This is a genomic window from Roseateles noduli, from assembly GCF_050626985.1.
GTDB lineage: Bacteria > Pseudomonadota > Gammaproteobacteria > Burkholderiales > Burkholderiaceae_C > Roseateles > Roseateles noduli_A.
In genome coordinates this window covers 2984218-3007633 of sequence record NZ_CP192463.1, presented here as the reverse complement: position 1 = coordinate 3007633, position 23416 = coordinate 2984218, and the positions used below count along the sequence as shown (strand labels likewise).

7 protein-coding genes and 1 riboswitch are annotated in these 23416 nt (G+C 69.9%); of the genes, 5 read left to right on the top strand and 2 right to left on the bottom strand.

The annotated features are described in order from the left end of the window. Positions 1 to 91 precede the first annotated feature (91 nt). Both ACQ4L4_RS13200 and ACQ4L4_RS13195 read left to right on the top strand, forming a co-directional pair. Entirely contained in the window at positions 92 to 2014 is a 1923-nt protein-coding gene (locus ACQ4L4_RS13200) for an HDOD domain-containing protein (RefSeq protein ID WP_431104653.1), read from the top strand. Continuing rightward, positions 2011 to 4443, top strand: coding sequence for a protein kinase domain-containing protein (locus tag ACQ4L4_RS13195; RefSeq protein ID WP_431104652.1), 2433 nt, complete (start codon positions 2011 to 2013; stop codon positions 4441 to 4443). Before ACQ4L4_RS13200 ends, ACQ4L4_RS13195 begins: the two co-directional genes overlap by 4 nt. A 3-nt stretch (positions 4444 to 4446) precedes the next feature. Here the strand turns inward: ACQ4L4_RS13195 and ACQ4L4_RS13190 are convergent, their stop codons facing one another. Continuing rightward, on the bottom strand, positions 4447 to 4698 hold the full coding sequence (locus ACQ4L4_RS13190) for a hypothetical protein (RefSeq protein ID WP_431104651.1): 252 nt from the start codon (positions 4696 to 4698) through the stop codon (positions 4447 to 4449). A gap of 182 nt (positions 4699 to 4880) precedes the next feature. After that, positions 4881 to 5483 carry a 2-hydroxychromene-2-carboxylate isomerase gene (locus ACQ4L4_RS13185; protein ID WP_431104650.1) on the bottom strand — a complete coding sequence of 201 codons (603 nt, stop codon included), beginning with the start codon at positions 5481 to 5483 and terminating at the stop codon, positions 4881 to 4883. Positions 5484 to 5695: 212 nt separating this feature from the next. Further along, positions 5696 to 5797, top strand: a riboswitch (cyclic di-GMP riboswitch). A gap of 104 nt (positions 5798 to 5901) precedes the next feature. Here ACQ4L4_RS13185 and ACQ4L4_RS13180 point away from each other — a divergent pair. The 3 genes from ACQ4L4_RS13180 to ACQ4L4_RS13170 are packed head-to-tail and all read left to right on the top strand — an operon-like array spanning position 5902 to position 23344. Continuing rightward, complete coding sequence (locus ACQ4L4_RS13180; RefSeq protein WP_431104649.1) at positions 5902 to 7692, top strand: ShlB/FhaC/HecB family hemolysin secretion/activation protein; 1791 nt, start codon at positions 5902 to 5904, stop codon at positions 7690 to 7692. Positions 7693 to 7736: 44 nt separating this feature from the next. Beyond that, positions 7737 to 22877: a hemagglutinin repeat-containing protein gene (locus tag ACQ4L4_RS13175; protein WP_431104648.1), complete on the top strand. Its 15141-nt coding sequence runs from the start codon at positions 7737 to 7739 to the stop codon at positions 22875 to 22877. Beyond that, positions 22877 to 23344 carry a hypothetical protein gene (locus ACQ4L4_RS13170; RefSeq protein WP_431104647.1) on the top strand — a complete coding sequence of 156 codons (468 nt, stop codon included), beginning with the start codon at positions 22877 to 22879 and terminating at the stop codon, positions 23342 to 23344. The genes ACQ4L4_RS13175 and ACQ4L4_RS13170 overlap by 1 nt, the downstream gene beginning before the upstream one ends. Positions 23345 to 23416: the final 72 nt, after the last annotated feature.

The window sequence follows — 23416 nt, the reverse complement described above, 5'->3', positions numbered from 1 at the left end:
CCAGTTCTTCAGGCGGGGATCTCGGGTTTTCGGTCCAATTCAAGCTACAAAAGGTCCGTGGCCCTGCACCGTCGGGTGCCGCACATCGCTCGTGTCTGACAACACCACAACATCCTCCGCCGCCCCGATGCGGCGCTTCGGCCGCTTCGAGCTGCGCGCGCTGCTGCACAAGAGCCTGCGCTCGATGCTGTGGGTGGTCTTCGACCCGCAGAGCGGTCAGGAGCTGTTCCTGATGATGCCGCGCGAGAAGCCCAACAGCGAGGCGGCGATGCTGCACTGGCTGAAGACGGTCGACGGTGCGTCGCGCATCCATCATCCGAACCTGGCGCATGTCGTCGAGACCGGCCGCGTCGATCCGTGGCCCTACGTCGCCTACGACCGCGCGCTGGGCGAGACGCTGGAGGAGCGCATCGCCCGCGGCGCGCCGCCGCTGCCGCTGGATGCCGCCGGCTGGGCGTCGCAGGCGCTCGAGGGCCTGGCCTTCGCGCACGAGGCCGGCCATGCGCACCGCGACATCCAGCTCGCCCACATCGTCGTCGACGGCGCGAACCACGTCCGCGTGCTGGGGCTCGAGGTCGCGCAGGAGGTCGTGCCGCCGAACGCCGACTTCAACACCACCACGCGCCGCGCCGCGCGCGAGGCCGCCGAGGAGGACGTCGTCTGCGTCGGCCTGGTGCTGCATCGCCTGCTCAGCGGCAAGCCGGTGCTGGAGGAGTCCGACCTGCAGGTCGTGCTCCAGCGCATGCAGCCGCAGGGGCATGACCTCGTGCGCCTGGGCTGGGAAACCCCGTATGCGATCCCCGAGCCGCTGCGCGCCATCGTCAACCGCGCCAGCGACCGGCAGACGCGCCAGCGTTACCACCTGGCGCGCAGCTTCTGGCGCGCGCTGGACGGCTGGCGGCTGTCGGCCGAGCAGGACGACGGCGGCCCGATCGCGCTGCTGAAGGACAAGATGCAGCGCTTCGGCCATCTGCCGAGCACCTCGACCCGGCTGGTGACGACGGTGTCCTCGTCGGCGATGGCGGGACAGCACGGCAGCCAGCTGGCGTCGATGGCGCTGAAGGACATGGCGCTGGCGCTGGAGCTGATCCGGCGCGTCAACAACGCGCTGCGCCAGCAGGGTCCGACCAGCGGCGGCACGGTGCTCAACCTGCAGCGCGCGATCGCGATGCTGGGCCTGAACGGGCTGGAGGACGCGGCGCGGGCGCTCAAGCCCTGGCCCGGTCCGATGAACGAGGGCCAGGCGCAGTTCATGCAGAGCGTGATGCGCCGCGTGCAGCGCGCCGGCCAGGTGGCGCAGGCGCTGCGTCCGGCCGGGTATGACGGCGAGGTGATCTACCTGATCTCGCTGATGCAGAACCTGGGGCGGCTGCTGGTGCAGTACCACTTCCCCGACGATGCGCAGCAGATCCGTCAGCTGCAGGTCGCGCCGGAGGCGACCGAGGACAACCCCAACCCGCGCGGCATGAGCGAGCAGTCCGCCGCCTACGCGGTGCTGGGCTGCGACCTGGAGAGCCTCGGCCTGGCCGTCGCCCGGTACTGGGGCCTTGGCGACGAGCTGCAGCACATGATGCGCCGCCAGCCGCAGGAGGCGCCGGTGCGCCATGCCGACGGCGACACGGAGCTGCTGCGGTTGACCTGCAGCCTGGCCAACGAACTGGTGGACGCGCTCGCGCTGCCGGAGCGCAAGCGCCAGGCGGCGATCGAGCTCGCGACGCGGCGTTATGCGCGCGCGCTCGGACTGGGCCTGCGCGAGATCTACGACGCGCTCGGCACCAGCGGCGCGATCACCGACGCCGGCGAGAGCGGCCTCGGCGCGATGAGCGATCCGGCCGTCGGCGCGGCTGCGACCGCGGCGCCGCGCTCCCGGCTGCGCGAGCGCGCCGAGTCCGGCGCTCCCGCCCCTGCGGCCACGAACACTGCCAACAACAACGCGAACAGTACCGCCCAGCCAGGATCGCCGAACGGCACGTACCCGCCCGGCAGATCCCAGCCCGGCAAGGACCGACCATGACCGCCATGCCGCCCGCCGTCGGGCGATTCAAGCCGCTGCGCAGTCTTGGGCAGGGTGCCCAGGCGGTGGTGTGGCTCGCCCACGATCCGCGGCTGGACCGCGAGGTCGCGCTGAAGGTGCTGACGCAGGCCGTCGACCGCGCGAGCGTGGACGCCTGGCTGCACGAGGCGCGCGCGGTCAGCCGGCTGACGCATCCCAACATCGTGCCGGTCTTCGAGGCCGACATCGAGGGCGGCCAGGCCTACATGGTCTTCGAGTACGTGCCCGGCGGCACGCTGACCGAGCGGCTGCGCCAGCGCGGCCGCCTGCCGGCGCGCGAGGCCGTCGCGATGATGCTGGGCATCCTCGACGGGCTGCACGCGGCGCACCAGGCGGGCGTCGTGCACCGCGACCTGAAGCCGTCCAACATCCTGATCGACTCGACGGGCCGGCCCAAGGTGATGGACTTCGGCATCGCGGGGCGCATCCAGTCCGGTGCGGTCAGTGCGACCGCTGCGGGCGGTACGGCCGGCGCGGCCCCCCGCCCGAATCGCATCGTCGGCACGCCGGGCTACATCTCGCCGGAAGCGGCCCGGGGCGACGCCGCCTCGCCGGTGATGGACGTCTTCGCGGCGGCCGTGATGCTCAGCGAGATGCTGTCCGGCCAGCGGCTCAACTACGACCCCGATCCGTGGCGCGCGGTGCGCCGCGCGATGGAGCAGACGCTGGATCCGCCGGCCGATCTCGGGCCCGACAGCGACGACGCGTTGCGCGCCGTGCTGCTGCGCGGCCTGTCGCGCGAGTCGTCGCAGCGCTGGGCCGATGCCAAGACCTTCCACGACGCGCTGGCCGCGTGGCTGCATCCGGCCAGCGAGGCGCCCGAGGCGGGCGAGGGCGGCAACGCCACGCTGGAGTTCCTGCTGCGCCGCATGCGGCATCGCAGCGACTTCCCCGCGATGGCCGACTCGGTGACGCGCATCCAGCGCATGACGCAGTCGGAGAACGAGAGCCTCACCTCGCTGTCCAACGAGATCCTCAAGGACGTCGCGCTGACCAACAAGCTGCTGCGCCTGGTCAACACGGTGCAATTCAGCCACGCGGGCGGCGGGCACATCAGCACGGTGTCGCGCGCGGTGGCGCTGGTGGGCTTCGGCGGCATCCGCAACCTGGCGCTGTCGCTGGTGCTGCTGGAGCGGATGGAGAACAAGGGCCACGCGCAGCGCCTGAAGGAGGAGTTCCTCCGTTCGCTGATGGCGGGCTCGCTGGCGCGCGAGCTGTGCCTGGTGCCGCGGGAGAACGAGGAATCCTTCCTCGCCACGATGTTCCAGGGTCTGGGCCGGCTGCTGGCCGAGTTCTACCTGCCCGAGGAGGCGCAGCAGGTGCGCCGCGTCGTGCGGCCCGAGCGCGGCATGGGCGAGCAGGCCGCGCCGCCGCTGAGCGAGGCGGCCGCGTCGGCGCAGGTGCTGGGGCTGAGCTACGAGAGCCTCGGCCTGGGCGTGGCCCGGCAGTGGGGCTTCCCGGACACCCTGCAGCGCAGCATGCAGCGGCCCGACGGTGACGCGCCGACGCGGCTGGTGGAGCACTCGACCGACCGGATGCGCTGGCTGGGCCGCGCGAGCAACGATGTCGCGGACGTCATCCTGAACAGCGATCCCGCCGAGGCGCATGCCAAGGTGCGCGCGATGGCGCAGCGCTACGCACGGGCACTGGGCGTCGAGGCCAAGGCCTTCGAGGCCGCGGCGGACCAGGCGCGGCAGCGGCTGACGCAGCTGGCGCAGGCGATGGACATCAAGCTGGCGAAGAACTCGCCGGCGCAGCGCCTGCTGGCGCCGCTGACGCCGTCGGCGGAGGACACCCTCTCGCCGCACCAACTGCAGGCGACGATGGTGGAAGGGCAGCCGCCGGCCGGCGTGATCCCGCCCGAACAGGCGGCCGCGACGCTGGCCGCGGGCATCCAGGACATCACCAACGCGATGGTCGAGAGCTTCAAGCTCAACGAGATCCTGCGGATGATCCTGGAGACGATGTACCGCGGGCTGGGCTTCCGCCGGGTGATCTTCTGCCTGCGCGATCCGAAGACCGAGACGCTCACCGGCCGCTTCGGCCTGGGCGACGGGGTGGAGGCGGTGGTGCCGCTGTTCCGCGTCCCGTTGCGGGTGATGCCGGGCCTGCCGGCGGACCTCTTCACGGCGATCTGCACGAAGGGCGTGGACACGCTGATCGCCGACGCCTCGCAGCCCAAGATCGCCGAGCGGCTGCCGCCGTGGTTCCTCAGCGGGGCCAAGGCGCACAGCTTCCTGATCCTGCCGATGGCGCTGCGCGGCGCGCCGTTCGCGATGATCTACGCGGACAAGACGGAGCCGGGCAGCGTGGTGCTCGACGAGAAGCAGCTCTCACTGCTGCGCACGCTGCGCAACCAGGCCGTGATGGCCTTCAAGCAGGCGAGCTGAGATTCAACGACGCGGGCCGTAATGGCCCGGGATCCAGCGGCGACCGCCGCCGCGGTTGTCCCAGTAGCCGTCGATCCAGATGGTGCCGGTGACGACCGGGCCGCCGTCCGAATAGCCAGCGCCGTAGCCACCACCGCCGCCGTAGCCGCGGTCGTAGCCGTGATAACGATGGGCCGGAACCACGACGCAGCCGGTCAATGTCGCGACCAGCGGAGCCGCGACCAGCGCGAGCAGCAGGGGACGAAGCGTTCGCATGTGGGACCTCCATGAAGGGGACTGCATGCGTCAGACAACGCGGTCCCCGAGGTCGCCGATGACCGGTCACGCCGGACATTACGCGGCGGACACGGAGTAACGGTCGGTGAGCCCGCCATCGAACGGAGCGGCAGGCCCTGCAGGCCCTGCAGGCCCGACATCCCGGTCGAGCCGGGGCCCGATCAATACGGGCCGTTCTTCAGCCAGTGTTCGAGCTGCGGCAGGCGGTCGTTGCCCCAGAAGCGTTCGCCCTCGACGATGAAGAACGGCGAGCCGAACACGCCGCGGGCTTCCGCGAGGTCGATCTCCGCCTTCAGGCGGGCGCGCGCGGCGGTGTCGTTGGCGATGGCCTGGAGCTGGTCGGGCGAGACGTGCTGCGTGGCGCAGAGGTCCTGGAGCACCTCGCCCTGGGCGATGTTGCGGTCGTCGACGAAGTAGGCCTTGTAGACGGCCTGGGCGAACTTGCGGCCCTGCTCGGGGTCGCGGTCGTTGAACCAGTGGAACAGGCGCGCGGCCATCTCGGTGTGCAGGCCCAGCGAGGACGGCGTGTTGTAGGGCACCTTCATGAACGCGGCGAGCCGGACGACGTCGCGACGGACGTAGTCGCTGCGCATGACGCTGTTGGGGACGCGGATGCGTTCGAGCGACTGGAAGTTGGCGTCCAGCACGATGGCGTGCCAGTTGACGGTGCGGCCGTACCTGGACGCGAGCTCGTCGATGCTCTGCGCGGCGATGTAGCCGTAAGGCGAGGCGAAGTCGAAATAGAAGTCGATCGGTGCGGACATGCGGGCTCCTGACAAGGCGCGCGGATTGTAGGAGGGTGTCTCGACGCGCCTCGTGAAGCATCCGCCGGATGGGTGATGCCACTAACGCATGCCCCACCCGTCCGTCAACCACCCCCGGTTGGCGATGTATCGGCGCTGTTGCCATCCGATACAGTCATTTACTTCGGTTCCCCCTGAGGGCGTGCATTCCGTGAGGGAAATCACACCAAGGGGGCTGACCAGGGCAAAACCGGCGCGAGCCGGCGACGCAAAGCCTCCGGTCTCGGCGCCGACATCCCAAAGATGTCACGACTCGAGATAGCGGGGTTGCCGTACCGGCATCGACCGGTTCGTGACGCATCGCCGCTTGTCCGGCCCGTCCTGGGTCGAAAAAACAACGCCAGACCAACGGCAGGCAGGGATGCAAGAGAAGTATGAAATGCGGACGCCCGCGCGGCGGCGTCCGGCCGTCGGCGTGCCGACGGTGAGCACGATCGCGATCGCCGCCGCCTTGTGCGCCGGCATGGCAACCGCCTGGGGTCAGTCCTTGCCCCCGGGCACCGTCGACCCCGATGCGCAACGCCAGCTCCAGCAGCAGCGCGAGGCGCAGCAGCGCCAGTCGCTCGAACGCGAACCGGACGTCCGTCTGCGCGCCAGCGCACCGCAGGCGCGCCCCCGTCTGCGCGACGACGAGTCCCCCTGCTTCCAGATCACGCAGATCGAGCTGCGCGGCGTCGACGGCCAACCCCGCATGGCGCGCCAGATCGGCGCGCTCGACGGTCCCCAGGGCGACGACGCGCCGATCGGCCGCTGCCTCGGCGCCGGCAGCATCGCCACGCTGGTGACGCGCCTTCAGGACGCGTTGATCGAGGAAGGCTTCATCACCACGCGCGTGCTCGCGGCGCCGCAGGACCTGTCCACCGGGCGGCTCGTGCTGACCGTCGTGCCCGGCCGCGTCCAAGCGATCCGCCTGCGCGAAGGCACGTCGCCGCAGGTGCGGCTCGCCAACGCGCTGCCGGTGAAGCCGGGCGACGTGCTCAACCTGCGCGACATGGAGCAGGCGCTCGAGAACCTGCAGCGCGTCCCCGGCGCGCAGGCCGACATCCAGGTCGAGCCCGCGCTGGGCACCAGCGAGCCCGGCTACAGCGACCTCGCCGTCAGCTACCAGGGCGGCCGTCAGTGGCGCTGGCAGGTCTCGCTCGACGACAGCGGCAGCGAGGCCACCGGTCGCTACCCGCTCGCGCTGACGGCGTCGCTGGACCACGCGCTGACGCTCAACGACCTCTTCTACGTCACGCTGAACCGCGATGCCGACTGGCTCGCGCGCCGCGTCGACCACCGCGAGGGTCCGCACAAGGGCACCGGCGGCCACGTGCTGCACTACTCGCTGCCGTGGGGCCATTCGCTGATCAGCGTCACGGTCAGCCGCAGCGGCTATCGCCAGGTCGTCATCGGCGCCAACCAGACCTACGTCTACCGCGGCGCCAGCAGCAACGGCGAGCTGAAGCTGACCCGCATGCTCTGGCGCGACGGCCAGTACAAGTTCAGCGGCTATGTGAAGCTGTTCGGCCGCGGCTCGCGCAACTACATCGACGACGCCGAGGTCGAGGTCCAGCGCCGCCGCACCGGCGGCTGGGAGGCCGGCATCAACCTCAAGCGCAATGCCGGCGGCATCGGCAGCGAGGCCGAGCTCAGCCTGAAGCGCGGCACAGGCGCCTTCCACGCGCTGTCGGCACCCGAGGAAGCCTTCGGCGAAGGCGATTCGCGCGTGCGCCTGCTGCAGGGCGGCTACAGCCTCAACGGCGCGCTGACGCTCGGCGCCCGGCAGCTGCAGCTGAGCACCTCGCTGCGCGGCCAGTACGCGTTGAACCGGCTCACGCCGCAGGACCGCTTCTCGATCGGCGGCCGCTACACCGTGCGCGGCTTCGGCAGCGACGCGTCGCTGTCCGCCGACAACGGCCTGCTCTGGCGCAACGAGGCCGAACTTCCGCTGTCCGCTGCGCAGCAGTCGCCGGCCGTGTCGATGTACCTCGGCGTCGACGCGGGTCTGGTCGGCGGCCATGGCGCCGAGCGCCTCGCGGGACGCCACCTGACCGGTGCCGTCATCGGCTCGCGTGTGCGCACGCAGGGCTTCTCGCTCGAGGTGTTCGCCGGCGCGCCGCTGTGGCAACCGTCCCGCTTCCCCGCAGCCCGCGTCGTCGCGGGCTTCAACCTGACCTATTCGCGCTGAGCTCCCGTCGAGCCAGGCCCTGAACTCTTTCCGTTGAGATCGCGATGAACCGTCTTCAGTACCGAATCGTCTTCAACAAGCAACGCGGCCAACTGATGGCCGTGGCGGAAACCGCCTTGAGCCACAGCAAGGGCGGCACGAGCGGAGAGAGCGATGCGCCGGCGCGTCGCGCGCTGGGGACGGCGGAGACGGCGCCCGCGGCGTCGCGCGGTCCGCCTTCGCTGCTCGCGCTGGCGGCGGCCTTCGCGATGGGCGCGGCGATCACACTGACGCCGGACGCGCTCGCGCAGGTCAAGGCCGATCCCAACGCGCCCAAGGGCCAGCAGCCGACGGTGGTCAACAGCGCCAACGGCACGGTGCAGGTCAACATCCAGACGCCCAGCGCCGCCGGCGTCTCGCGCAACAGCTACAGCCAGTTCGACGTCGACAAGCGCGGCGTGATCCTGAACAACTCGCGCACCGACGTCAGCACGCAGCTCGGCGGCTACGTGCAGGCCAATCCGTGGCTCGCCAAGGGCGGGGCGCGCGTGATCCTCAACGAGGTCAACAGCAGCGCGCCCAGTCAGCTCAAAGGCTACGTCGAGGTGGCCGGCCAGCGCGCCGAGGTCGTCATCGCCAACCCGTCCGGCATCCAGGTCGACGGCGCCGGCTTCATCAATGCCAGCGCGGCCGTGCTGACCACCGGCACGCCGCGCTTCAACGTCGACGGCAGCATCGCCGGCTACGGCGTGCAGGGCGGCCTGATCCGCGTGGACGGGGCGGGCCTGGACGGCTCGTCGACCGACTACACGGCGCTGCTCGCGCGCGCGGTCGAGATCAACGCCGGGATCTGGGCCAAGGACGCCCGCATCCAGACCGGCACGCAGGTCATGACGGTGGACGAGACCGGCGTCGCCGGCGGCGAGTCGCTCGCGCCGACGGGCGAGCGCCCGCGCTACGCGCTGGACAGCACCGCGCTCGGCGGCATCTACGCGCAGCGCATCACGCTGGTGGGTACCGAGGCGGGTCTCGGCGTGCGCCAGGCCGGGCAGGTGGTCGGCGGCCAGCTGACGCTGCGCGCGGACGGCTGGCTGGACAACACCGGCACGGTCTACGCGCAGGAGGCCGATGCCAACGGCACGCCCGCGCTGACGGTGCAATCGAACGCCGGCGTGCGCAACGCGGGTTGGCTGGCGTCGCGCGGCTCGGCCGACATTCGCGCGCCGCAGCTGAACGGCGAAACCGGCAGCGTGACCGCGGCGGGCATGACCGCCGACGGCGCGATCGTGGCCGGCGGCGGCCAGCTGTCGCTGACCGCCTCGCAGTCGGCGAAGCAGGCCGGCCAGCTGCTGGCCGCGGACCGCCTGGCGGTGCAGGCGCCGGCGCTCGATCTCGGCGGTGCGCAGGCCCAGGCCGGATCGATCGCGCTCGGCGGCGACACCGTCGCGGCGCGCGAGTCGCTGCTGATCGCCGGAAGCGGCATCGACGTAGCAGGCAGCGCCTCCGTCGATCTGACGCGCGCGCAGGTGCAGGCGGCCACGGTCGCTGCCACTGCGCCGACGCTGATCGCCGACGGCGCGCAGCTGTCGGCCACCGGCACGCTGAGCCTGAAGGCGGACGGCACGCTGAGCACGCAGGCGGCGAGCCTCGCTGGCGGGAAGCTGGCGATCGCGGCGCACGACGCCGATCTGCGCCAGGCCGAATGGCTGCAGATCGGCACGGACGCGCTGTCCGTGCGCGTGGACGGCACGATGACAGCCGACGCCGCGCGCATCGCCAGCAATGGCGCGTCGCTGTCGATCGCGGCGAACGCCTTCAGCGCGATCGGCGCGAGCCTGGAGCAGTACGGCAGCGGCGCGCTGAGCATCGACGGCCAATCGGTCCACCTGAATGGCGCCACGCTGTGGTCCAACGGCGCGCTGTCGGCGACGGCGGCGCAGCTGACGCTCGATGGCGCGGACGCGCAAGCGCGTGCCATCGCGCTGAAAGCCGACGGCACGCTGAGCCAGCAACGCGCGACGCTGCGCACGACCGGCACCGCGACGCTGAGCGCGGACCGCGTCGACAACCGTGACGGCCGCGTCGCCGCCGATGGCGGCCTGACGGTCCAGGCCGGTACCGAGCTGCGCAACGATCGCGGCGAACTGCAGGCGGCGTCGGGTGGCATCGCGATCGTCGGGCAGGCCGACATCGCCAACGCCGCCGGCCTGATCGCCGCGCGCGACGGCGTGTCGGTGCAGGGACGTTCGCTGGTGCAGGAGCAGGGGGCCGCGATCGGCGGCCAGGACGTGACGCTGACGCTGCAGGGTGAGCTCCGTCAGGATGCGTCGTCGAGCGTCTCGGCCAACCGCCGGCTCGACATCGACGCGCAGGCGATCCTGTCGGACGGTCAATTGCGCGCGGGCGGCGCGCTCGGCCTGACGGCGCGCGACAGCGCGACGCTGGGCGGATCGGTCTACGGCGCGCAGGTCACCGCGTCCGCCAGCGGGACCTTGAGCGTCGCAGGCCTGCTGGCCGCGCAAGGGCAACTGAGCGCCACGGCGGCGCAGCGCCTGCAGACCAGCGCCGGATCGACCGTCGCGGCCGGCCTCGGCACCGATGGGCACATCGGCGCACAAGGCGCCCTGGCCATGACGGCCGGTTCGGAGATGACGCTGCGCGGCCAGGTACTGGCGGTCGACGCGAGCCTCGATGCGATGGGCCTCGATCTCAACGGCGCGCAGGTCCAGGCGGTCAACACGCTGAACGTGAAGAGCGTCGGCGAGCTGAACACCGAGGGCGCGCGGCTGAGCGCCACCTCGCTGTCCTTGCAGGCGCAGGACTGGCGCCATGCCGGCGGCCAGCTCGCGCTGAGCGGCAGCGGCGACCTGTCCGTCGCGCTGACCGGCCGGCTGGACAACCGCCAGGGCGTGATCCAGGCGAATGCGAAGACCGTCTCGCTGACGGCGCAGACCATCGACAACACCGCCGGCAAGATCGTCGCTGGCGGCAATGCGCTGAACCTGCGCGCGGAGTCTCTCGCCAACCAGGGCGGCACGGTGACGACGGCGGGCGACCTGAGTGTCGACGCGCGCCTGCTCGACAACCGCGACGGCGAACTGAGCGGCGGGCAGGTCGGCGTGACCAGCCGCCAACTCGACAACACCGGCAACGGCCTGATCGCGGCGACGGGCAACCTGACGATCCGCGCCGATGCGCTGACCAATGCCGGCACGCTGCAGGCGCAGGTCGACGCGACGATCGCCGGCGCGGGCACGCTCGCCAACAGCGGCCTGATCCGCGCCGGCGGCGCGGCCACGGTCGAGGCGGACACGCTGACGCACGCCGGCACGCTGGCGGCTGGCAACGCACTGACGGTGCGCGCGGGTGCGATCGACAGCACCGGCACCTTCGCCGCAGGTCTCCGGACCGACAACACAATCGCCGCGACAGGCGACCTGGCGCTGAACGCGGCGCGGACGCTGAAGCAGTCGGGGACGACGCTGGCGGGCGGATTCGCGCGCATCGACGGCGGCGATCTCCAGCTGCAAGGCAGCCAGACGCAGGCGGCCGACCTGATCGTGCGCTCGCACGGCGGCGACCTGCGGCTGGATCGCGCGGCGATGGTCGCCACCGGTGGACTCGAGTTGAACGCGGGCGGCGCGCTCGTCACGGACAACGCGCAGCTCAGCGGCGGCGCGGTGAAGCTGTCGGCCGCGGACTGGCGCAACGCCGGCGGCGAGATCGGCCAGACCGATGCGGCCGGCCGCCTGACGGCCACCATCGGCGGCACGCTGGACAACAGCGGCGGCCGCATCGCCGGCAACGGTTCGGCGCTGTCGCTGAGCGCGCAGCGCATCGACAACGTCGCGGGTCAGGTGATCCATGCCGGCGGCACGGGCGGTGAACTGCGGCTGGATGCCGCCACCCTCGACGGCGCGGGCGGCACCATCGCCGGCGCGGGGCGGCTCACGCTCAATGTCGGCGGTCATGCCGACCTGGGCGGCGCGTCGGCGGTCACGCAGGCGGACCGCGTGTCCGTGACCGCGGGCAGCCTGAGCACGCGAGATGCCAAGCTGGTCGCTCAGAACGGCGCGCAACTCGCGGTGATGGGCGAGTTCGACAACACCGGCGGGCTGGTCCAGTCCGGCGGCGCGGTCGCCGCGTCGGCCGGATCGCTGGTCAACCGCAACGGCCAGATCGGCGGCGTCGACGTGACGCTGACCGGCGCCAGCGTGGACAACGCCGGCCTCGGCCTGATCGCGGCGCAGCAGCGCCTGTCGGTCGACGTGGGCAGCCTCGGCAATGCCGGCACGCTGCAGGCCGGCGGCGACGTCGACCTGCGCGCGAGCGCCCGGCTGGACAACGCGGGAATGATCCGTGCAGGCGGCGACGCGCAACTGCGTGCCGACGCACTGACCAACACGGGCACGATCGCGGCGCGGGGCTCGCTCGGTCTCGATGCAGCCACGATCGACAGCAGCGGCGCGCTGGCCGCGGGTCTGCGGGACGACAACACCGTCGCCGCCACCGGCGACCTGACGGTGGCCGCGACCGGACAACTGCGTCAGGGCGGCACGGCGCTCGCGGGCGGCGCGATGACGCTGACCGGCGGCGAACTGGCCCTGCAGGGCGGCAAGTTCCAGGCGCAGCGCGTCACGCTGAACGCGCTGGCCGGCGACCTGCGCCTGGACGGCGCGGCGCTGTCGGGCGGCGAGCGTCTGATGCTCGCCACGGCGGGCGTGCTGGACACCTCGTCCGCGGTCTTGAGCGCAGGCTCGGTGGCCGTGACGGCGGGCGACTGGCGCAACGTCGCCGGCGACATCGCGCAGACCGCGTCGGCGGGAACCCTGACCGTCTCGGTCGCCGGCACGCTGGACAACCAGCGAGGCTCGATCGCGGGCAACGCGGCCGACCTGACGATAGTCGCGGGCGTGCTGGACAACCGCGCGGGCTCGATCGTCCATGCGGGCGCGGCTTCGGGCACGCTGGCGCTGACGGTGTCGCGCCTGGACGGCACCGGTGGCGAGATCCTCGGCAAGGGCGCGCTGGTGCTGCGCGCCGACGGCGCGGTGACGCTCGACGACGCGCTGACGCAGGCGCGTCGTGTCGACATGACCGCGGTCAGCCTGAGCCTTCGTGACGGCCAGCTCGTCAGCGAGAGCGGCGCGACGCTGACGGCGGCCGGCGCGGTCGACAACACCCGCGGCGTGATCCAGACTGCCGAGGACCTGCGCATCGACGCGGCCTCCCTCGCCAACACCGCCGGCCAGATCGGCGGCCGGGCGGTGGATCTGTCGACGTCGGGCGCGCTGATCAACGGCGCGCAGGGCCTGATCGCCTCGACGCAGGCGATGACGATCGCCGCGGGCCGGCTCGACAACGCCGGCAGCCTTCAGTCGCAGGCGGCGATGGACCTGACCGTCCACGGCGCGTTCTCCAACACCGGCACCGCGTACGCGCGCGGCCCGCTGACGATCACGACGGGCGACGTGCTCGGCAACACCGGCATGCTGGCGTCGCAAGGCGCGCTGGCGGTGCAGGCGGACAGCATCGCCAGCAGCGGCGGCTTCATTGCCGGGCTGAATCCGGACAACACGCTGGGCGCGCAGGGCGACCTGACACTGCGCGCGACCGGTGTGCTGCAGCAGAGCGGCCAGACGCTGGCGGCAGGCGCGATGTCCCTGCGCGGCGCGACCCTGCAATTGCAGGACGCGAAGCTCCAGGCACGGACCGTCGGCTTGACGGCCACGGCGGGTGCCCTTCAACTGAACCGCGCGACCGTGGCTTCCGCCGGCGCGCTGACGCTGGGCAGCACCGGCGCGCTCGACACCGGCGCGGCGGCTGTCTCGGGGAACAGCATCGCCATCGCGGCGCAGCGCTGGTCCAACGTCGACGGCACGGTGACGCAGACCGGCCAGGGCGGACAGGGCGCCGCCTTGAGCGCGACGCTGCAAGGCGCGCTCGACAACACGCGCGGCGAGATCGCTTCGGCCGGTCGCACGTTGGCGATCTCGGCCGGCGCGGTGAACAACACCCAGGGGCGCGTCGTTCACGCGGGGGGCGAGGGTCTGCGCATCGATGCGAGCTCGCTGGGCGGCGTCGGTGGCGAGATCCTCGGCGCGCAGGCGGTGACGCTGGCCGTGACCGGTGCGGTCGACCTGAGCCAGGCGAAGACGCAAGGGGCCCAGGTCACGATCGAGGCTGGCAGCCTGCGCCACCAAGGCGGACAACTGCTGAGTGCCGGCGACGCGCAGCTGCGCGTGACCGGCGCGCTGGACAACGCCGGCGGCGCGATCGTCGCCACGCGCGACCTGCTCGCGCAGGCGGGATCGCTCGACAACACGGGCGGCCAGATCGGCGCCCGCAACGTCGACCTGACGACCGGGACCTTGACCAACGGCGCGCAGGGCCTGATCAATGCGCAAGGCGCGTTGACGGTCGGCGCGAGCCAATTGACCAACGCGGGCGCGCTGCAGTCCGGCACGGACACGCGCCTGACCGTCACCGGCGACATGAGCAACAGCGGCTCCGTCTACGCGCAGGGCAATGCCGTCCTGAACGTCGGCAACGCGCTGGCAAACACCGGCGCCATCGGCGCTCAGGGCGGGCTGACGATCGATGCCGCGTCGCTGTCGGGTACGGGCTCGCTCGCTGCGGGTCTGCGACCGGACAACTCGCTGGCGACGCAAGGCGATCTCACCGTGCGCACGAGCGGCACGCTGCAATCGGGCGGCGCGATGCTGTCGGCCGGCGCGCTGGTGCTCAATGGACGCGATCTCCAACTCCAGGACAGCCGCCTCCAGGCGGCCTCCGCCTCGCTGACCTCGACCGGCGGCCCGCTGCGGCTGGACCGCGCGGCGCTCGCCAGCGCCGGCAACCTGATGCTGGCGAGCGCGGGCCTGCTGTCGACCGACGGCGCGACGCTCAGCGGCGCCAGCGTCGGCCTGACGGCGAGCGACTGGCGCAACGTCGGCGGCTCGCTGACGCAGCTCGGCTCGAGCGGCCAACTGACCGCGACGGTCGGCGGCCAGATCCTCAACACCGACGGCCGCATCCAGGCCGGCGGTTCGCTGCTGCGCTTGCAGGCGCAGGCGATCGACAACGTGCGCGGTTCGCTGGTGCAGGCGGGCAGCGGCCCGCTCACGCTGTCGACCGGCACGCTGTCCGGCGCCGGCGGGCAGATCCTGAGCAACGGCGCGCTGACGGTCGGCGCGACGGGCGCGGTGACGCTGACCAATGCGCAGACGCAGGGCGCGGGCGTGACGGTGACCGGCAGCAGCCTCGACCATCGCGGCGGCAACCTGGTGAGCACCGGCGCGGCGCAGCTGAACATCGTCGGCGCGATCGACAACACCGGCGGAACGCTCGCCAGCGCGGGCGCGCTCGACGTGCGCGGCGCCAGTCTGAGCAATGGCGGCAACGGGCTGCTGCAGAGCGATTCGACGCTGCAGGCGACGTTCGGCGGCACGCTGGACAACCAGGGCGGCCGGCTGCGCAGCGGCTCCGCGATGACGCTCAATGCCGGCACCGTGGACAACCGCGGCGGCTGGGCCGGCAGCGACGGCGCGCTGACGGTGACCACCGGCGGCAACCTGCTCAACGGCGGCGGCAGCCTGCTGGCGCAGCAGGGCCTGACGCTGGGTGCGGCGTCCGTCGGCAACCAGACCGGACGCATCGCCAGTCTGCAAGGCAACGTGACCGTGCGCGCGCAGGGCGCGCTCGACAACACGCAAGGCGCGATCCAGGCGGCGCAGACGGTGGATCTGCTCTCGACCTCGCTGGTCAACCGTCAGGGCGAGGTGTCCGGCGCGTCGATCGTGGTCGACACGCGCGGCCAGACGCTGGACAACACCGGCGGGCGACTGCTCGCGTCGCAGTCGCTGATGACGGACAGCGGCACGCTGGAGAATCGCGGCGGCCTGCTGCAATCGGGCGGCGGGCTGTCGGTGCAGACGCACGGCGCGGCGCTGGTCAACACGCGCGACGGCGCGGTCTCGACGCCCACCGGCATCCGCGCCACGGGCGCGATGACCATCGCCGCCGGCACGCTGACCAACGAGAACGGCATCAGCGCCGGCACCTCGGCGCAACTGACGGTGAGTCAGCTGACCAACCGGGCGGAGCTGTCGGCCTCGGCGCTCGGCCTCACCGTCGGCGGCACGCTGGACAACCAGGGCGGCCGGCTGATCGGCGGGCAATCGCTGAGCGCATCCGCGCAGCAGGTGCTCAACCAGGGCGGCCTGATCTACGGCGGCGGCACGCTGACACTGAACGCGGCCGGCCGCATCGACAACACCGGCAATGCCGGCAGCGGCGTGGGCATCCAGGGCGGCAACGTCACGCTGCAGGCGCAGCAGCTCGACAACGTCGGCGGCCAGGTGCTGGCCAGCGGCAACCTCGGGCTGACGATCACGCAGGTGCTGAACAACGCCAGCGGCGCGCTGGGTGCCTCGGGCCAGCAGACGATCGGCGATGGGGCGCAGGCCTCGGCGCTGTCGCTCGACAACGCCGGCGGCCGCATCTGGTCGGGCGACGCGATGGGCCTGAATCTGCGCGAGCTGGCCGGCGGCGTGGGCGGGCAGATCAGCAGCGGCGCGGGCATGACGGTCAAGCTCGCGGGTGACTTCAGCTATGGCGCGGGCAGCCAGTTCCAGGCGACCGGCGACATGACGCTGAACGTCTCGGGCAACTTCAGCAACCAGGGCACGCTGCGCAGCGGCGGCGGGTTGTCCATCCAGGCGACCAACATCGACAACGCCGCCAGCGGTGAGCTCAGCGGCGCGCTGACGCTGCTGACCGCGGCGGGCCAACTGAACAACCGCGGCTTGATCGACGGCGACGGCGTGATGCTGACGGCGGATCGCGTGCTCAACATGGGCACGGGGCGGATCTACGGCGGCGACATCGTCATCGATGGCGGCCAGTTGATCAACGGCGCGGAGGGCGGCGTGTCCGCGGTGATCGCGGGCCGGCGCTCGATCGATGCGGCGATGACGCGCGACGTGTCCAACACGGGCGGCGCGCTGATCTTCGCGGACGGCGTGCTGACGATGTCGGGCGCGAGCCTGCTCAACGAGAACTCGATCATCGAGGCCAGCCATGCGCTGGGGATCCAGATGACCGGCGGGATCGTGAACCGGACGGTGTTGGCGGGCGTGAGCACGGGGCAGGTCGCGGGCGCGGCGTCGGGCGGTACCGGGGGAAGCAGTGGCGGCGGCAGCGGCGGCAAGCCGGGCAACGGAGAGTTGACGGAGACGGCGCCCGAAGAGACCGCCGGCGGCGGCGACGTGTCCGCGGGTACGGGCAGCGGCGGCGTGAGCTTCCTTGACACGAAGGCCTTCATCCGCAGCGGCGGCAACATGAGCCTGACCGGCGCGTCGCTGCTCAACAGCGGGGCCAACATCGAGGCGCGCGGCGACCTGCTGCTGCAGGCCGGCACGATCGACAACCTCAACCCCTACCTGGCTTGGACGACCAATCCGGGTGCCACGGGGGCCTATGCGCGGGTCACGTACAAGTCGACGCAGACCATGACGCAGCAGTTCTTCATCAACGTGCCGTTGAACGGCAAGTCGGCGAATGATGCAGTGGCGGAATGGTCACGCTCCCACCCCAACGACACCATCGTCGGCTACACCGTGGAGGGGACGGGCGCCCTGGCGACAGTCACCCAGTCGCTGGCGGCAAACATCATCGTCGGCGGGCAACTGACCGTGATCGGCGCGAACACGATCACCAACGACATGAGCCGAGTGATCGGTTATGACGGTGTCGCGATCAGCGGCGGCAAGGTCAACAACGTCGCGCATTCGGTGCAGGTGGTCAATGCGCAGGGCGTGAGCCAGACAGCGGTGCTGGACTTGCCGTCGCAGGCGCAGTCGTTCATCCCCGCGTCGCAGGGCGCGGACGGCCGCCAACAGGCCGGTGGCGTGAGCCTCGGCGGCGGCGCGTCGCAGCAGGGCACGCAGGGGGACACCCGCGCGACTGCGGGAGGAGGCTCGGGTCTGAGCGGCCTGATCGGCCGCGTGATGCGGCAGGTCAACGCGGGCAACGCGGTCGTGACCGGCGCCCAGGGCGGCGCGCAGGTGCGCAGCGGTGGACAGATGCTTGCGCAGGCGGTCGATGCCGGCAATGGCGCAGGCAATGCGGGCACGGCCGAGGTCGAGCTCCGCAATGCCACCGTGAAGACGGCCCAGCAAGTCGGACAGATCCAGGACGCCAACGTATCCGCCACCATCCAGGGCGGCGCGCAGACCGGCCGTTCGGCGGTGGCGCAGGCGCTGCGTGCGGCGGCGGCGGCGCAAGCGGACGGATCGGCGCAGGCCGACGGCAAGGCGATGACGCAGGCGACCAAGGTGCTGGCGTCGTCGGCATCGACATCGCAGCGCCCGGGCGCTGCGCAAGGCGTGACCTTGAGCGGCTCTGGCGCGACCTTCAACGGCAAGCCGCTGGCGCTGAGCGTGCGGGTCAACCTGACACCGCCCTCCAACAGCCTGTTCAAGACGCACAAGGAACCGACGTCGAAATACCTGATCGAGACCGATCCGCGCTTCGCCAACTACAAGGAATGGCTGTCCAGCGATTTCCTGCTGCAGGCGATGGCGCTGGACCCGACGGTCACACAGAAGCGCCTGGGCGACGGCTTCTACGAGCAGCGCCTGGTGCGCGAGCAGATCGGCCAGCTGACCGGCACGGGCTACCTGTCGGGCTACGCGGACGACGAGTCCCAGTACCGCGCGCTGCTGACCAACGGCGCGACCTTCGCCAAGGAGCACCAGCTGGTGCCAGGTGTTGCGCTGACGGCGGAGCAGATGTCGCAGCTCACCAGCGACCTGGTGTGGCTGGTGGAGCAGACGGTGACGCTGGCGGACGGGACGACGCAGCGCGTGCTGGTGCCGCAGGTGTACCTGGTGCCGCGCGAGGGCGACCTGCTGCCCAGCGGCTCGCTCATCGCCGGCGGCCGCGTGGAGATGGCGCTGAGCGGCGACTTCACCAACGGCGGCGACGTGCGCGGCGGCGCGGTGAACATCACCGCGCAGAACATCGCCAACACGGGCGACATGCGCGGCACGACGCTGGCGCTGAGCGCGCGTGACGACCTGCGCAACATCGGCGGTTCGTTGAACGCCACGGGCGACATGAGCCTGGTGGCCGGTCGCGACATCACGATGGAGACGACCATCGCGAGCGGCGGCACGCAGCGCGGCAACGTGACGACGAAGGCGACGGTGCTGGATCAGGTCGCTTCGCTGAGCGCGGGCGGCGTGATGGTGGTGCAGGCCGGTCGCGACGTGTCGATGCAGGCGGTGCAGATCACGCAGGGCGGGGCGGACGGCGCGGGCGCGGACGGCGGCGTGCTGATCCAGGCTGGACGCGATCTGTCGCTGACGACGGTGACGACGGCCAGCGCGCGCGACGAGATCAAGAACGCGACCAACTTCAAGAAGGAGAGCCAGAGCCAGGACGTGGGCACGGCGGTGCAGGCCGAGGGCCTGGTCGTGCTCAAGGCGGGGCAGGACCTGACCGCGGCGGCGGCGCAGATCGCCAGCGCGCAGGGCGAGGTGAACCTGAGCGCCGGCCGTGACGTGCAGCTGCTCACGGGTCAGGCGACCTCGTCGGTCGAGGAGATGACGCAGAAGACCAAGAAGAGCCTGTTCAAGAAGAAGACCACGACGACGTACAACAAGGACGAGCAGACGCTGGCGATCGGGACCTCGCTCACGGGCACGGAGGTGACGGTGACGGCGGGGCAGGACATCCGCACGGAAGGCGCGACGATCAAGGCCGACGGCCTGGCGCTGCTGGATGCCAAGCGGGATCTGCTGCTGGGGAACGTGACGGAGAGCAGGAGCACGACGGACTTCAGCCAGACGATCAAGAAGACGACGGGCCTCGGCGCGGTGCTGTCGCTCGGGTCGCTCCTGCCGATCGCCAACCTGAACGCGTTGCAGGACGCGACGAAGACGGTCAACGAGGCGGTGGGTACGACGGTGAGCGCTGGGAGCGTGATTGCACGCGCGGGACGCGACGCCGCGCTGCAAGGCGCGACGGTGGTGGCCGACAGTGACGTGTTCATCAGCGCGGGGCGCAACCTGACGCTGACCACCGCAGAGAGCACGGAGTCCGGCAGCAGTTCGTCGAGCAGCAAGAAGAGCGGCTTCATCGGCAGCTGGTGGCAGCCCGCGGTGGGCACGGTGAAGACGAGCACCACGGGTGCGCAGCAGAGCAGCTCGCAGACCGGCTCGCAGGTGGCGAGCCTGGGCGGCGACGTGATGCTGAAGGCGGGCGAGGTCTACACGCAGACGGGGTCGAGCGTGATCGCGAAGGCCGACGCCAGTGGCCTGGGCGGCAACGTCGACATCGAGGGCCGGAAGGTCGTCATCGAAGCGGCCGAGAACAGCGCCAGCAGCAACCAGACGAGCAAGTTCAGCAAGACGGCGCTGGGCGGATCGGTCAGCGTGCCGATCGTGAGCGCGGCGCAGGGCGTGCTGAACGCGGTGAAGGCCGGGGAGAAGACCGAGGATTCGCGCATGCAGGCGCTGGCGGGGCTGAACGCCGCGCTGGCCGGCATGGATGCGGTCAAGGCGGGCCAGGACCTGATGGGCAAGAGCCCGACCGACGGCATCAAGATCAGCGTGAGCCTGGGGACGTCCAAGAGCCAGAGCAGCAGCACCGAGCAGAGCACGACGGTGGTGGGCAGCCAGGTGAAGGGCCAGGGCGACGTGTCGATCCGCGCGACCGGCGGCGGGCAGGACAGCACGCTGAACGTCGCGGGGTCCGACATCGTCGCGGACGGCAAGGCGTCGCTGAAGGCCGACGGCGCGATCACGCTGGCGGCGGCGCAATCGAGCCAGAGCCTGAACAGCAGCAACAGCAGCAGCGGCGGAAGCATCGGCATCGGCTACGCGTTCGGCGGCACGCAGAACGGCTTCACGCTGGACGCGTCCGTCAACAAGGGGAAGGGCCGGGCGAACGGCAACGGTTCGGAGCAGACGCAGACGCACGTCAACGGCACGCAGGTCGCGATCGAGTCCGGCGGCGACACCACGCTCAAGGGCGCGGTGATCACTGGCGGCAAGGTCACCGGCGACATCGGCGGCAACCTCAACATCGAGAGCCTGCAGGACTCCGCGACGTACTCCGCCAAGCAGCAGAGCGCGGGCGTCGGCGTGAGCATCTGCATTCCGCCGTTCTGCTACGGCGCGAGTTCGGTGAGCGGCAGCTTCAGCAGCGCGCAGGCGAAGGGGAACTTCGCCTCGGTCATGGAGCAGAGCGGCATCGCGGCCGGCGAGGGCGGGTTCCAGATCTCGGTGAAGGGGAACACCGACCTGAAGGCGGGAGCGATCACGAGCAACCAGGCGGCGATCGACGCCGGGAAGAACGTGTTCAGCACGGGCACGCTGACGACCAGCGACATCGAGAACCGGAGCACGCATAGCGCGAGTGCGGTGACGGTGAGCGGCGGGACGGGCGGCGGGATGGCCGGGGCCTATCAGGACAAGGGGGACGAGCGCGGGACCGCGCGAAGCACGATCAGCACGGCGGCCACGACGATCACCAGTGGTGACCCGGCGAGTCAGACAGCGTTGGACAAGATTGATCGAGGCGCGACCAGCGCCGATACGGTGGGCAAGGTTTCGCAGGGCTGGGATGGGCAGAAGCTCATGGACCAGGGGCAGGTGAATGCGCAGATCCTGGCGGAGTTCGGTGCTGCCGCGACAAAGCAGGCCGGCAAGTTTGCGGACGAGCAATCCGGCGACATTCGAGAAAGCGCCCAGAAAGCGCTCGCCGAAGGGAAGCGGGACGAGGCGGAAAAACTCTGGGCCGAAGCGGAGAAGTGGGACGAGGGTGGTGCTTACCGAGTTGCGCTTCATACCGCCATTGGCGGCCTGACCGGCGGCCTTGATGGGGCTTTGGGAGGCTTGAGCAGTCAATACGCGGTGCCGAAGCTTGGCGATCTGATCAAGGAAACAGATCTTCCGCTTGAACTGAAGCAGGGCCTGGTGCTGGCGGCGGGCACAGCAATCGGCGCGGTAACGGGCAATGCTGAAGGCGCGGCAATCGGGTTCGATGCCACCGCCAACAACTTCCTTTCCGCGCCTAGTCGATTGGCCAAGAACCAGGCGCTTGCCGTTCTGAGAGCGGATGAGCAGAAGAACTGGTTCGAGAAGCTGATGAATCCGACCAGCGGAGTGATGGATGCGGCTCAGACTCAGGAAGCCATGCGGTACATGGACTTCCGGAGCGACACGCTGCTGAATGCGTATCGCCAGCGGCCCGGATCGCTCTCTGCGCAGGAGATCAACGAGCTGAGCGTTTATCTCGGGGCTTACGCCGCGAGTTACGGGAAGCAGATGGCTGCTGATCTGGTCAAGTTCGGCCCAGGAGCGTCCGCCGATGCGAGTGACATTCCCGCGCTGTCGCTAAAGGCGCAATCGCTGCTTTTGGTGAACGCGGTTCACGAGGGACAGGCGGAGGTTGGTACCCCCGCGCTGGAAGTGCTTACGGGGCCGGTTGGCACAGTCGCTAGAGCTGTGCAGGCCGCCAAGAGCAGTACTCAGATTGGGATGGGTATCGCGCAGATTCGCGAAGGAGATACCGCCGCTGGTTTGGCTGACGTCGGTTTGGGCCTTCTTGGTTATGGCGCAGCAATCGCCGGTCAATATGTGGCTCAAGGAAAAGGGTCGTCATCTCTTGCCGGACCGCAGAACGGAAAAGGAGTTGAAACGGGCGGGGGAGGGGTCGTCAACCCATTGCAAGCCGATCCTGGAAAAATCGATCGACTCACTTCGCGCGGAATTCTCGATCAAGGCCCGGGAACAGTGTCGTGTGGACATAATTCCTGCGGAATGGTATTGGATTCATTCGGCAATAAGGTTGATCCGGCTGATCTTATTCAGCGCTTTCCGCCTGCTGAGAATGGCATCAATGGTCAACGAATTGTGGATATTTTTAAGTCCAATGGGGTGAGTGCGGTTAATGTGGAGTCGCGCAACATTGCAGATCTTGTGAGATATACTGAGACAGGGACGCCGGTGATTGCTCGGATTGCAGGCCCAGACGGATACTCTCACTTTGTTGTCGTTGACGGCGTTACCGTGAGGAACGGAGTGAACGTCGTAGCGGTGCGTGATCCGGATGGTGGTGCTGCTTACTTTAGTCCCGTGACTACATTCAAGAAGTATTTCACCGGTAATGTGGTTCTTCCTAAGAAGGGGAAATAATGATTGTCAATCAATTGATTTTGCGAATTGATGTTCCGGATGATGTTCCGCATCAAACTCTTCTTGGTCACGAGAATATTCCATGTATTTGCCGAGTGGACGGGACCGGATTTTCCGTCAGCTTTGTTCCGCCACTGCCCGCCATGAGCGGTTTCGTGGAAGGTTGGGAGCGGCAAATGGTCGAACTTAGGGCCCCTGCTATGGGCGGGGCTACGGTCACTTTCAATTGCAATGGACTGATTTCCTTGCGGTCGATGAGTTCCGGGAAATATTCTATTCAGAAGCTCTCATTCTTTGTTGAGGCATATCCTGGCTGGTTCCCCATAGTGGAGGATGGAGTTTGGGCGACCCCCGTTTCTCGCCATACGGCAGAAGATTTGGAATTGCTGGCAGAAATTGAGTCGGAAATTGATGCCCGGCGCGCAAAGAAAAAGCATAAACGGATTCAATCGATCGATGGGGAATAACTCTTTCCAGATCAATAATTTGATGTTGAAAATCGATGTTCAATAACTCGTCGCGTTGAGGTTGATGCCTTC